9 protein-coding genes, 1 tRNA gene, 1 other RNA gene and 2 pseudogenes are annotated in these 12828 nt (G+C 56.4%); all 13 read left to right on the top strand.

From position 1 onward, the window contains the following. Positions 1–163 precede the first annotated feature (163 nt). The 13 genes and pseudogenes from ACLH1I_RS23555 (at position 164) to ACLH1I_RS23495 (ending at position 12815) form a co-directional block, all read left to right on the top strand. A complete protein-coding gene (locus ACLH1I_RS23555; RefSeq protein ID WP_072140522.1) occupies positions 164–745 on the top strand; it encodes an autotransporter outer membrane beta-barrel domain-containing protein in 582 nt (193 codons plus the stop codon). Positions 746–986: 241 nt separating this feature from the next. Continuing rightward, positions 987–2192: an MFS transporter gene (locus ACLH1I_RS23550; RefSeq protein WP_004204995.1), complete on the top strand. Its 1206-nt coding sequence runs from the start codon at positions 987–989 to the stop codon at positions 2190–2192. A gap of 242 nt (positions 2193–2434) precedes the next feature. After that, a complete protein-coding gene (gene eptB / locus ACLH1I_RS23545) occupies positions 2435–4129 on the top strand; it encodes a kdo(2)-lipid A phosphoethanolamine 7''-transferase (RefSeq protein ID WP_198080179.1) in 1695 nt (564 codons plus the stop codon). A gap of 91 nt (positions 4130–4220) precedes the next feature. Beyond that, positions 4221–4297, top strand: a tRNA-Pro gene (locus tag ACLH1I_RS23540). A gap of 34 nt (positions 4298–4331) precedes the next feature. Continuing rightward, positions 4332–4464, top strand: a non-coding RNA gene (locus tag ACLH1I_RS23535) — RtT sRNA. Positions 4465–5292: 828 nt separating this feature from the next. Then, the gene (gene dppA, locus ACLH1I_RS23530) at positions 5293–6900 is read left to right on the top strand and encodes a dipeptide ABC transporter periplasmic-binding protein DppA (RefSeq protein WP_017900014.1); all 1608 of its coding nucleotides are present in this window, start codon (positions 5293–5295) and stop codon (positions 6898–6900) included. A 134-nt stretch (positions 6901–7034) separates the two neighbouring features. After that, positions 7035–8054 carry a dipeptide ABC transporter permease DppB gene (gene dppB, locus ACLH1I_RS23525; protein ID WP_002921786.1) on the top strand — a complete coding sequence of 340 codons (1020 nt, stop codon included), beginning with the start codon at positions 7035–7037 and terminating at the stop codon, positions 8052–8054. A gap of 9 nt (positions 8055–8063) precedes the next feature. Continuing rightward, the gene (gene dppC / locus ACLH1I_RS23520) at positions 8064–8966 is read left to right on the top strand and encodes a dipeptide ABC transporter permease DppC (RefSeq protein ID WP_004204988.1); all 903 of its coding nucleotides are present in this window, start codon (positions 8064–8066) and stop codon (positions 8964–8966) included. Between the two features lie 10 nt (positions 8967–8976). After that, on the top strand, positions 8977–9960 hold the full coding sequence (gene dppD, locus ACLH1I_RS23515; RefSeq protein ID WP_043522501.1) for a dipeptide ABC transporter ATP-binding protein: 984 nt from the start codon (positions 8977–8979) through the stop codon (positions 9958–9960). Next, positions 9957–10970, top strand: a complete 1014-nt coding sequence (gene dppF, locus ACLH1I_RS23510) for a dipeptide ABC transporter ATP-binding subunit DppF (RefSeq protein ID WP_004204985.1) — start codon at positions 9957–9959, stop codon at positions 10968–10970. The genes dppD and dppF overlap by 4 nt, the downstream gene beginning before the upstream one ends. A gap of 18 nt (positions 10971–10988) precedes the next feature. Then, positions 10989–11168 (top strand): annotated as a pseudogene (locus ACLH1I_RS23505) (hypothetical protein). A 316-nt stretch (positions 11169–11484) separates the two neighbouring features. Further along, positions 11485–12021: a cellulose biosynthesis protein BcsO gene (locus ACLH1I_RS23500; RefSeq protein WP_151629220.1), complete on the top strand. Its 537-nt coding sequence runs from the start codon at positions 11485–11487 to the stop codon at positions 12019–12021. Between the two features lies 1 nt (position 12022). Then, a pseudogene (locus ACLH1I_RS23495) lies at positions 12023–12815 on the top strand (cellulose synthase operon protein YhjQ/BcsQ). The last annotated feature ends 13 nt before the right edge of the window (positions 12816–12828 follow it).

Genomic DNA, 12828 nt, shown 5'->3' with positions numbered 1-12828 from the left:
TGACGACTGAAAGATAAAGATAATAGTTAATACAGGGAAATCGTATCCCCAAAAAAACACAGCAATAATGCCGATTCGGCTCTTTTCTGGAGTCGCATTAATGATAATAAAGAAATGCAATGGCCTCCGGGGGTTCTTGTTCCCGGTGTGCGTATCCGTCTGGGTGTCGTGTGTCTCTGGAGCGAATGCCTGGCAACAGGAATATATCGCTATCGATACAAAAAGTAATACGTCGGAACGCTATACATGGGATAGCGATCACCAACCACGCTATGAAGATATCCTCGCCGAGCGGATGAAGTCGTCTGAAACGCCGGGCGGACTGGCGTTAAACCAGGGGCTGGCACCGCCGGACAGCAGCCGTGGGATGAGCGTCGGCTGGAATTATCTGCTGGCAAACGGCATGACCTCCGGGCCGGTGGCCAGCCTGCGCAGCGACTACACCGCACCGGCGACGAAAAGCGTGGGCGAGACGGGATATGTCAACACGCTCGGCTGGCGTATGGATTATCAGTCGCTGTGGGGCGTGCACCCTTGGGCGCAGGTGAGCTATAACCAGTCGCTCGCCAGCGATGCCTGGTCGCCGACCACCCGCGCCAGAGAGGGCGGCTGGAGTGATGTCACCCTGGGCGCCGATATGCCGCTGGGATCGCATGTGGCGGCATGGGCCACGCTGTCACAGGCGGACAACGTCCCATCGGGGGAAAATACGCTCTATCTGATGGGGGTCAGCGCCAACTTTTGACCCGCGATTGTTACGCATTTGAAACGATGTGGTTATTGTTGAATCTCAGTAATGGCGCATTTCTGTGAGATAGCGCACACTAACTTTTTCCCTGAAATTCGCGGAATGAATGTCATGCAATGTCATTCATTCCGCCATTAATGCATTTCATTCCCTGCTGATGGCAGTTCATGCCTTTTTCCCCCACTAGATGAGGGGCCTTCGCTATTGTGGCGGCAGTTAATTTATCAGGACAACTGCTATGAACGCTGCAAACCGTCAATCGACCCGCTGGCTTACGCTTATCGGCACCATCATCACCCAATTCGCTCTCGGTTCGGTTTATACCTGGAGCCTGTTTAACAGTTCACTATCTGACAAACTGGGCGAACCGGTCAGCCAGGTCGCCTTCTCCTTTGGCCTGCTGAGCCTCGGGCTGGCGCTCTCTTCGTCGGTCGCCGGCAAGCTGCAGGAGCGTTTTGGCGTGAAGCGCGTCACCATGGCCTCCGGGATCCTGCTTGGTCTGGGCTTCTTTCTGACCGCCCACTCCAGCAGCCTGATGATGCTGTGGCTGAGCGCTGGCGTGCTGGTGGGGCTGGCGGACGGGGCCGGTTATCTGCTGACCCTGTCGAACTGCGTCAAGTGGTTCCCGGAACGCAAAGGGCTGATCTCCGCCTTCTCCATCGGTTCCTATGGCCTCGGCAGCCTGGGGTTCAAATTCATTGATACTCATCTGCTGGCCACCGTTGGTCTGGAAAAAACCTTCGTTATCTGGGGCGCTATCGTGCTGGTGATGATCGTCTTTGGCGCGACTTTGATGAAAGATGCGCCAAATCATACGGCGACCACCACGGCCAACGGCGTCGTGGAAAACGACTTCACTCTCGCCGAATCGATGCGTAAACCGCAGTACTGGATGCTGGCGGTGATGTTCCTGACGGCCTGCATGAGCGGTCTGTATGTGATTGGCGTGGCGAAAGATATCGCGCAGGGAATGGTCCACCTGGATGTCGCCACGGCGGCCAATGCGGTAACGGTTATCTCAATCGCTAACCTTAGCGGTCGCCTGGTGTTAGGTATCCTGTCCGATAAAATTTCCCGCATTCGCGTGATCACCATCGGTCAGGTGGTGTCGCTGGTGGGGATGGCCGCGCTGCTGTTCGCTCCGCTGAATGCCATGACCTTTTTCGCCGCCATCGCCTGCGTTGCTTTTAACTTCGGCGGAACCATCACCGTCTTCCCATCGCTGGTCAGTGAATTCTTCGGTCTGAACAACCTGGCGAAAAACTATGGTGTGATTTATCTGGGTTTTGGTATCGGCAGCATCTGCGGTTCCCTCATCGCTTCGCTGTTCGGGGGCTTCTACGTCACCTTCTGCGTGATATTCGCCCTGCTGATTATTTCGCTGGCGCTTTCCACCACCATTCGTCAGCCGAAAGGCAGTGTCTATAGCGAGGCGCATGCCTGAAACCTGCAGCGTGAAACGTGCCCCTGATTAATACCCTAAGCAAATAGTGCCAATCCAGCCAAATATTTTGTAAATGTTTGGCTGGATCACATTCCCTCCTGATACTTTTCCCGTTCCCTGTGGTCTACTTATCGCGCTTTGTAGAGGTTTCTGATAACCAACCCTAACGCACCCTATTAGCCTACTGACTCATGCCACAGCGTCAGGCGGTGTTTTATTCTTCTTTTTCCAGGTTTGCTTGCATGAAATATATTAGAACGATGACGCAGCAGAAGCTTAGTTTTTGGCTGGCGCTGTACATCGGCTGGTTTATGAACGTCGCCGTTTTTTTTCGGCGTTTCGATGGTTATGCTCAAGAGTTCACTGTCTGGAAAGGGCTTTCCGGTGTCGTTGAACTGGTGGCCACGGTCTTTGTCACCTTCTTCCTGTTACGTCTTCTGTCGCTGTTCGGTCGCCGTATCTGGCGCATTCTGGCGACGCTGATTGTTCTGTTTTCCGCCGCCGCCAGTTACTACATGACGTTCCTTAACGTGGTGATTGGCTACGGGATTATCGCCTCGGTGATGACCACCGATATCGACCTGTCGAAAGAGGTCATCGGCTGGCATCTGATCCTCTGGCTGGCGGCAGTGAGCGCGCCGCCACTGCTGTTTATCTGGAGCAACCGCTGCCGCCATACGCTGCTGCGCCAACTGCGTACCCCGGGCCAGCGGGTTAAAAACGTGCTGATCGTGGTGTTGGCCGGCCTCATCGTCTGGGGACCTATCCGCCTGCTTGAGCTGCGCCAACACGATGTCGAGCGCCATTCGGAAGTGGATATGCCGAGCTACGGCGGGGTGATCGCCAACTCCTACCTGCCGTCGAACTGGCTGTCGGCGCTGGGGCTGTACGCCTGGGCGCAGGTGGATGAATCCTCAGATAACAAATCGCTGATTAACCCGGCGAAGAAATTTACCTACGTCGCCCCGGAAGGGCTCGATGACACCTACGTGGTGTTTATCATTGGCGAAACCACCCGCTGGGATCATATGGGCATCCTTGGCTATAGCCGTAACACCACGCCAGAGCTGGCGAAAGAGAAGAATCTGGTCGCTTTCCGCGGCTACTCGTGCGATACCGCCACCAAGCTGTCGTTACGCTGCATGTTTGTGCGTCAGGGCGGGGCAGAGGATAACCCGCAGCGGACCCTCAAAGAGCAGAACGTCTTTGCGGTGCTTCATCAGCTGGGCTTCAGCGGCAATCTGTACGCCATGCAGAGTGAGATGTGGTTCTACAGCAACACGATGGCCAACAATATCGCCTATCGCGAGCAGATTGGCGCCGAGCCGCGCAACCGCGGCAAGAGCGTTGACGATATGCTGCTGGTGGATGAGATGAAGCGCGGTATGGAGCAGGGCAACGCCTCTGGTAAGCACCTGATCATCCTCCACACGAAAGGCTCGCACTTTAACTACACCCAACGCTATCCGCGCAGCTTCGCCCAGTGGAAGCCGGAGTGCGTCGGTGTTGATAACAAGTGCTCGAAAGCGGAGCTGATCAACTCCTACGACAACAGCGTGACCTATGTCGATCACTTTATCGCCAGCGTCCTCGACCAGCTGCGGGATAAGAAAGCGATTGTGTTCTATGCCGCCGACCATGGCGAGTCGATTAACGAGCGTGAACATCTGCACGGTACGCCGCGCAAGATGGCGCCGCCGGAACAGTTCCGTGTGCCGATGATGGTCTGGATGTCGGATAAATACCTGGAGAATCCGGATCATGCCGCTGCGTTTGCCCATCTGCAGCAGCAGGCCGCGATGAAGGTGCCGCGCCGCCACGTCGAGCTGTACGACACCATTATGGGCTGCCTCGGCTATACTTCGCCGGATGGCGGGATCAACGAGAACAATAACTGGTGTCGCGTGCCGGCTTCGAAGAAAGCGGCGAAGGAATAGCAATAGTGGCGAGATTCTCGCCGCTTGATTGATTTTTTGCTAATAAGGCATTGACGGGGGTGCATCCCAGCAGTAAGATGCGCCCCGCATTCGGTGATTGGCGCAGCCTGGTAGCGCACTTCGTTCGGGACGAAGGGGTCGGAGGTTCGAATCCTCTATCACCGACCAAATTCGAAAAGCCTGCTCAATGAGCAGGCTTTTTTGCATCTGCGGCCAGTGAGGATGAGAACCTCCGGGGGCAGGAGGTTCGACTCGAGCGAAGCGAGAGAACGTTGCGTCAGCAACGGCCCGCAGGGCGAGCCACAAAGTGGCGAGTCATCCTCTATCACCGACCAAATTCGAAAAGCCTGCTCAACGAGCAGGCTTTTTTGCATCTGCGGCCAGTGAGGATGAGAACCCCGAAGGTTCGCTTCAGATCCCGTAGGCCCGCGCAAGCGCAGCACCGCCGGGCACCTTCTGCAGTCTCCCGGCCCAAAACCGCATCAAAATCACAAAAAACATCTTTACCCCCGTTTCCAGCCAGCTGTTCGCTATTTTGTGACATCTTCCATTGCATTTTTTTATCGATGAACAGATCTTTTTTCGCGAAGCTTATGGCTGAATACAGCATTTTCCGCTGTGCGTTTTAACGTTCACGCTATTAATCGCTCACATATTGGTCACATAGCAAGAAATTTTTCTCATTTACTGGCATTGTTTCCCACTGGGTGTCGCAAATTAATAAGGTCTTTATTCTGCATATTAGCCAGTAGCATAAATTTCTCTGCTGAAAATAGCGTCTTGAAGTTTTTTTAATCTTTGCCTGTCGTTTCTCACGCTGGATGTAAAACCCGGCTGGCTGTATTGACGTTTCCCCATTCTGTTGACAGATTGTAGGGCATGAGGGGCATTTCATGGAGAATCCGTACTGCAACTCAGTCGTTTTTGCGAAAGGAATCCCCATCTCTCTCAACGCCTTCGGGCACCACCGACTGGACCGGGTATATTCTAAATAGTTCGAATTGCGGGAAGGCGGCAAGCTTGAGCATCCCCAGGAGCATAGATGGCTATGTGACTGGCTTATTGAGCACAGCCAACGCATCCATCATTCGAATATGACGAATAAAAATAAATAAAGGTCCGGCGGATATATGCAAACAACATCACAGTTTTGGAGCAGAATAATGAGTATTTCCTTGAAGAAATCAGGGATGCTGAAGCTTGGTCTGAGCCTTGTCGCCATGACCGTCGCTGCCAGCGTGCAAGCGAAAACCCTGGTTTATTGTTCAGAAGGCTCGCCGGAAGGCTTTAACCCACAGCTCTTCACCTCTGGCACCACCTATGACGCCAGTTCCGTACCGATCTACAATCGCCTGGTCGAATTCAAAACCGGTACGACGGAAGTTATTCCTGGACTGGCTGAAAAATGGGAAGTCAGCCCGGATGGTAAAACCTATACTTTCCACCTGCGTCAGGGCGTGAAATGGCAGGATAATAAAGACTTTAAGCCAACCCGTGACCTGAACGCCGATGACGTGGTGTTCTCCTTCGATCGTCAGAAGAATACCAATAACCCGTACCATAAAGTTTCTGGCGGCAGCTATGAATACTTTGAAGGGATGGGGTTACCCGACCTGATTAGCGAAGTGAAGAAAGTGGACGATAAAACCGTCCAGTTCGTCCTGACCCGCCCGGAAGCGCCGTTCCTCGCTGACCTGGCCATGGACTTCGCCTCTATTCTCTCTAAAGAGTATGCCGACAACATGCTGAAAGCCGGCACGCCGGAAAAAGTAGACCTCAATCCTATCGGTACCGGTCCATTCCAGCTGCTGCAGTATCAGAAAGATTCCCGCATTCTGTATAAAGCCTTCCCGGGCTACTGGGGCACCAAGCCGAAGATCGATCGTCTGGTCTTCTCCATCACCCCGGATGCCTCCGTGCGCTATGCCAAGCTGCAGAAAAATGAGTGCCAGGTGATGCCGTATCCGAACCCGGCGGACATCGCGCGCATGAAGGAAGATAAGAGCATTACCCTGCTGGAACAGCCGGGCCTGAACGTCGGTTATCTCTCCTTCAACACCGAGAAGAAACCGCTGGACGACGTGAAAGTTCGTCAGGCGCTGACCTACGCGGTTAACAAAGAAGCGATCATCAAAGCCGTTTACCAGGGCGCAGGCCAGGCGGCGAAGAACCTGATCCCGCCGACCATGTGGGGCTATAACGACGACGTTAAAGACTACACCTACGATCCGGAGAAGGCGAAGCAGCTGCTGAAAGAAGCGGGCCTGGAAAAAGGCTTCACTATCGATCTGTGGGCGATGCCGGTACAGCGTCCGTATAACCCGAACGCCCGCCGTATGGCGGAGATGATCCAGGCCGACTGGGCCAAGATTGGCGTCCAGGCCAAAATCGTCACCTACGAGTGGGGCGAGTATCTGAAACGCGCGAAAGCGGGCGAGCACCAGAGCGTCATGATGGGCTGGACCGGCGACAACGGGGATCCGGATAACTTCTTCGCCACCCTGTTCAGCTGCGCCGCGGCGAAAGACGGCTCCAACTACTCGCGCTGGTGCTATAAGCCGTTTGAAGATCTGATTCAGCCGGCCCGCGCCACCGACGACCACAACAAGCGTATTGAACTGTACAAACAGGCTCAGGTAGTGATGCATGACCAGGCTCCGGCGCTGATCATCGCTCACTCCACCGTTTACGAGCCAGTGCGTAAAGAAGTCAAAGGCTATGTGGTGGATCCGCTGGGTAAACACCACTTCGATAACGTCTCTGTCGAATAATAAGCACGATGCCTGACCCCCTCTCCCCGCGTGGGAGAGGTGGGGGGCGTATTCCCGCTATTCCGGGGAATGCTTTTGTGAGCAATACAGACGCCCTGTCGCCAGGCGGGGCGTCACTAGAGAGAATCCGGGTTATGTTGCAGTTTATTCTCCGACGTCTGGGACTTGTCATCCCGACATTTATCGGTATCACCCTTCTCACCTTTGCCTTCGTCCATATGATCCCCGGCGATCCGGTGATGATTATGGCGGGCGAACGTGGTATTTCCCCCGAACGTCACGCGCAGCTGCTGGCCGAAATGGGCCTTGATAAGCCGCTGTGGCAGCAATATGCCCACTATATCTGGGGCGTGCTGCACGGCGATTTAGGCATCTCGCTGAAAAGCCGCATTCCCGTGTGGCAGGAGTTTGTCCCACGCTTTAAAGCCACCCTTGAGCTGGGCGTCTGCGCGATGATCTTCGCCGTCGCCGTCGGCATTCCGGTGGGCGTGCTGGCTGCGGTAAAACGCGGCTCCATCTTTGACCACACCGCGGTGGGCCTGGCGCTGACCGGCTACTCGATGCCTATCTTCTGGTGGGGCATGATGTTGATTATGCTGGTTTCGGTGCAGCTGAACCTGACGCCGGTCTCCGGGCGTATCAGCGATACGGTCTTCCTTGACGATACCTTGCCGCTGACCGGCTTTATGCTGATCGACACCGCCATCTGGGGCGAGCAGGGCGACTTTATTGACGCCTTAATGCATATGATCCTGCCCGCCATCGTGCTGGGCACCATTCCGCTGGCAGTGATCGTGCGTATGACCCGATCGTCGATGCTGGAAGTGCTCGGCGAAGACTACATCCGCACCGCGCGCGCCAAAGGCCTGACCCGGATGCGGGTGATTGTGATCCACGCGCTGCGTAACGCGATGCTGCCGGTGGTCACGGTGATTGGCCTGCAGGTGGGCACGCTGCTGGCGGGCGCCATCCTGACGGAAACCATTTTCTCATGGCCTGGTTTAGGCCGCTGGCTGATCGACGCGCTGCAGCGTCGCGATTATCCGGTGGTGCAGGGCGGGGTGCTGCTGGTGGCGACGATGATTATCCTCGTCAACCTGCTGGTCGACCTGCTGTACGGCGTGGTGAACCCGCGTATCCGGCATAAGAAGTAAGGGGTCATCATGTCACAAGTTACTGAAAATAAAGTTATCACTGCGCCGGTGCCCATGACCCCGCTGCAGGAGTTCTGGCACTATTTCAAACGCAATAAAGGGGCGGTGGTCGGTCTGGTGTACGTGGCGGTGATGATCGTAATCGCCGTGTTCGCCAACTTTCTCGCCCCGTATAACCCGGCGGATCAGTTCCGTGATTCGCTGCTGGCGCCGCCGTTCTGGCAGGAGGGCGGCAGCCTGGCGCATCTGCTCGGCACCGACGACGTGGGCCGCGATATTCTGTCTCGCCTGATGTATGGCGCGCGCCTGTCGCTGCTGGTGGGCTGCCTGGTGGTGGTCCTGTCGCTGATCCTCGGCGTGGTGCTCGGCCTGGTGGCGGGCTATTTCGGCGGAGTGGTGGACTCAATCATCATGCGCGTCGTCGATATTATGCTGGCGCTGCCGAGTCTGCTTCTGGCGCTGGTGCTGGTGGCTATCTTCGGACCCTCCATCGTCAACGCCTCGCTGGCGCTGACCTTCGTGGCGCTCCCGCACTATGTGCGTCTGACGCGCGCGGCGGTGCTGGTGGAGGTCAACCGCGACTACGTGACCGCTTCCCGCGTGGCGGGCGCCGGGGCGATGCGCCAGATGTTCGTCAATATTCTGCCTAACTGTCTCGCGCCGCTGATCGTTCAGGCGTCGCTGGGCTTTTCTAACGCCATTCTCGACATGGCCGCGCTGGGGTTCCTCGGCATGGGCGCGCAGCCGCCGACGCCGGAGTGGGGCACCATGCTCTCCGACGTATTGCAGTTCGCGCAGAGCGCCTGGTGGGTGGTGACCTTCCCGGGCGTGGCGATCCTGCTGACGGTGCTGGCATTTAACCTGATGGGTGACGGTCTGCGTGACGCGCTCGATCCCAAACTGAAGCAGTAAGAGGTTCGAGATGGCGTTATTGAATGTAGATAAATTATCGGTGCATTTCGGCGATGAAAACGCGCCGTTCCGCGCCGTGGACCGCATCAGCTATAGCGTGAAGCAGGGCGAAGTGGTCGGCATCGTCGGGGAGTCTGGATCCGGTAAATCCGTCAGCTCGTTGGCGATTATGGGTCTGATTGATTACCCCGGCCGGGTCATGGCGGACAAACTGGAGTTTAACGGCCGCGACCTGCAGCGCATCTCTGAAAAAGAGCGGCGCCAGCTGGTGGGGGCGGAGGTGGCGATGATCTTCCAGGATCCGATGACCAGCCTCAATCCCTGCTTTACCGTCGGCTTCCAGATTATGGAAGCGATAAAAGTCCATCAGGGCGGCAACAAGCAAACCCGCCGCCAGCGGGCCATCGACCTGCTGAACCAGGTCGGCATTCCCGATCCGGCGTCGCGGCTGGACGTCTACCCGCATCAGCTTTCCGGCGGGATGAGCCAGCGCGTCATGATCGCGATGGCGATTGCCTGTCGGCCAAAATTGCTGATTGCCGATGAACCGACCACCGCGCTGGACGTGACCATTCAGGCGCAGATCATCGAGCTGCTGCTGGAACTGCAGCAGCAGGAGAATATGGCGCTGGTGTTGATCACCCACGACCTGGCGCTGGTGGCCGAGGCCGCGCATAAAATTATCGTTATGTATGCCGGTCAGGTGGTGGAGACTGGCGATGCGAAGGATATTTTCCGCGCGCCGCGCCATCCATACACCCAGGCGCTGCTGCGTGCGCTGCCGGAGTTTGCCCAGGATAAAGCGCGTCTGGCGTCGCTGCCGGGCGTAGTGCCGGGGAAATATGACCGTCCCAACGGCTGCCTGCTGAACCCGCGCTGCCCCTATGCTACGGATAAATGCCGTAGCGAAGAGCCGGCGCTCGCGGATCTCAATGGCGGTCGCCAGTCTAAATGTCACTACCCACTCGATGATGCCGGGAGGCCTGGATTATGAGTACGCAAAAGGCCGCCACGCCACAACCGCTGTTGCAGGCCATTGATCTGAAAAAACACTACCCGGTGAAGAAGGGGTTATTCGCCCCGGAACGGCTGGTGAAGGCGCTGGACGGCGTCTCCTTTACTCTTGAGCGCGGTAAAACGCTGGCGGTGGTGGGAGAGTCGGGCTGCGGTAAATCGACCCTCGGTCGTCTGCTGACGATGATTGAAATTCCCACCGGCGGCGAGCTCTATTATCAGGGGCAGGATCTGCTTAAGCACGACCCACAGGCGCAGAAGCTGCGGCGGCAAAAAATCCAGATTGTGTTCCAGAACCCCTACGGTTCTCTGAACCCGCGTAAAAAAGTGGGGCAGATTCTGGAAGAGCCGCTGCTGATTAACAGTAGCCTGAGCAAAGAGCAGCGCCGCGAAAAAGCGCTGGCGATGATGGCGAAAGTGGGCCTGAAAACAGAGCATTACGATCGCTACCCGCATATGTTCTCCGGCGGTCAGCGCCAGCGTATCGCCATTGCCCGCGGTCTGATGCTGGATCCGGACGTGGTGATCGCCGATGAGCCGGTCTCCGCGCTGGACGTTTCGGTACGCGCTCAGGTGCTGAACCTGATGATGGATCTGCAGCAGGATTTAGGTCTGTCCTATGTGTTTATCTCCCACGATCTGTCGGTCGTCGAGCATATCGCTGATGAAGTGATGGTGATGTATCTCGGCCGCTGCGTGGAGAAGGGCACCAAGGACCAGATCTTTAACAATCCGCGTCATCCGTACACCCAGGCGCTGTTGTCGGCGACGCCGCGTCTGAACCCGGACGACCGTCGCGAGCGGATTAAGCTGACCGGCGAGCTGCCGAGCCCGCTGAATCCGCCGCCGGGCTGCGCCTTCAACGCGCGCTGCCGCCGGCGCTTCGGCCCTTGCACCCAGCTTCAGCCGCAGCTGAAGGATTACGGCGGCCAGCTGGTGGCCTGCTTTGCCGTCGACCAGGATGAGAATCCGCAAAAGCCCCACGCCTGATGGCACGCTCCCGGTCCGATAACCGGGGGCTTCTCTCCCGCCGGGGATAAAACCCGGCGATATCGCCTTTTATCGCAGTGAATGCCACGTCCTCGGCGCATTCTTCGTCGATTATCCGAAAAAATAAGACTTTCAGTCCATTTTTATAGAATTAAAGAGAAATTAAAATGGTTCAGGTTTATTCTTTCGCTGATCTGACGCTATGATTCTATCATTACCTAATACATTTATATAAAAACGGACGGGAAGCGCGGTGGAAGCGTGGTTTAAGGATGGACGCATACCTAAAAAATGGGGCTATCCTTCTGAAAAGAAAATGTTAGTGTAGCGATACTTCTGCCGTGGAATCACACCGGAAATCAAATTCTAAACTATTATAACCCTGTCAACCGTATGTATTGGTACGTCTCCAACGGCGCGTTTTCTGCCATACCAGAGACGCAACGATATTTTAAATATACTTAGAAAATAACAACAAACTTAATATGAAATTTTTAAAATCATGAGGTTATCAATGAACCATTATGATGATCTGCAGCGCTTTCAGGAAAAAACGCGGACGCAAAACCTCAAATTTCAGGATCTTTCATCGCAAGCCGCCACGCGCGAGCATGGCGACTGGGCGATCCTCAATCAGCTAAATCCCGGCGCAGAGAAACCCTCTTCCCTGGCGCTGGGAGGCTCGGTTTCCGCGCCCCTGCCGCAGTCAGTGCCCGCGGATCTGTTCCACCAGATAGAAGCGGCCGTAGCGGCGGCGCCAGCCTCCGCTTCCGTTGTGCCTGCCGCTCCGGCCGCGCCAGCGGCCCCGCAGCCGGCCGTGGAGACCGCCACCGCCGCGCCGGAGCCAGTCAGGCAGGAGCCTGCGGTGACCCCTGCGCCTTCAATCCCGGCGCCTGAACCGGCAATGGCGCAGCCGAGAATGGCTCCTCGACCCGCGCCCACCGCCGAGAACTATGCCCACCTGTTCGCGGCGAAAAGCGCAGAGCCGGTGGCGAAAAATAAAGACCAGCCTTTGAAATCACTTCTGGAAAGGATCGCAACATGCCGTTGATTTGCGTCTGTTCACCGAAAGGTGGCGTAGGGAAAACGACCCTGGCGGCCAATTTAGCCTATTCGCTGGCGCGGACCGGCAGCAAAGTGCTGGCGCTGGATTTTGATGTCCAGAACGCGCTGCGTTTGCATTTTGGCGTGCCGCTGAACGATGAGCGCGGCTATGTGGCGAAGGCGCTGGAGCTGCACGACTGGAGCCAGTGCGTGCTGAGCGCCGGCAGCAACATTTTCGTCCTGCCGTATGGCGAAGTGAGCGAAGCGCAGCGTCAGGCGTTTGATGAGCAGCTGACCCACAATGACCATTTTCTCCAGCGCGGACTGTCCGCACTGCTGAATTATCCCGGACTTATCACCATCGCCGATATGCCGCCAGGGCCTTCGCCGGCGCTAAAGGCGCTGACGGGGCTGGCGGACCTGCATCTGATCCCGCTGCTGGCTGATACTGCCTCGATGTCGACCCTGGCGCACGTGGAAAAACAGCGCCTGACCGGCGCGGCGCTGAATCACAAGCATGGGCACTATTTCGTCATTAACCAAAGCGATAGCCGTCGCCAGGTCAGCCGGGACGTCACCAGCCTGATGGAAGAGAAGCTGGGCGAGCGACTGCTTGGCATCGTCCATCGTGATGAAAGCGTGGTGGAGGCCAATGCGTCGCAGAAGTCGATTCTGGACTTTAACGCTTCCTCGGCAGCGGCCTTCGATATTGAAATTATTGCTAAAAAAATATCTTCGCTGTTGGGTATCCATATTGGCGATGGCACGGTGCACAGCCAGCCACGCATGTCAGGGCTTTAACTTATTGCAGGGC

The organism is Klebsiella sp. 1SOBk10mer (assembly GCF_046602535.1).
Taxonomy (GTDB): Bacteria; Pseudomonadota; Gammaproteobacteria; order Enterobacterales; family Enterobacteriaceae; genus Klebsiella; species Klebsiella quasipneumoniae.
The sequence above is the reverse complement of the archived record's forward strand: the minus strand, read 5'-3'. Positions and strand labels throughout refer to the sequence as shown.

Excerpts from the sequence above, each read along its gene's own strand:
- dppB (WP_002921786.1), top strand. The coding sequence starts at position 7,035 with ATGTTGCAGTTTATTCTCCGACGTCTGGGACTTGTCATCCCGACATTT.
- dppA (WP_017900014.1), top strand. The coding sequence starts at position 5,293 with ATGAGTATTTCCTTGAAGAAATCAGGGATGCTGAAGCTTGGTCTGAGC.
- eptB (WP_198080179.1), top strand. The coding sequence starts at position 2,435 with ATGAAATATATTAGAACGATGACGCAGCAGAAGCTTAGTTTTTGGCTG.
- ACLH1I_RS23500 (WP_151629220.1), top strand. The coding sequence starts at position 11,485 with ATGAACCATTATGATGATCTGCAGCGCTTTCAGGAAAAAACGCGGACG.
- dppD (WP_043522501.1), top strand. The coding sequence starts at position 8,977 with ATGGCGTTATTGAATGTAGATAAATTATCGGTGCATTTCGGCGATGAA.
- dppF (WP_004204985.1), top strand. The coding sequence starts at position 9,957 with ATGAGTACGCAAAAGGCCGCCACGCCACAACCGCTGTTGCAGGCCATT.
- ACLH1I_RS23550 (WP_004204995.1), top strand. The coding sequence starts at position 987 with ATGAACGCTGCAAACCGTCAATCGACCCGCTGGCTTACGCTTATCGGC.
- dppC (WP_004204988.1), top strand. The coding sequence starts at position 8,064 with ATGTCACAAGTTACTGAAAATAAAGTTATCACTGCGCCGGTGCCCATG.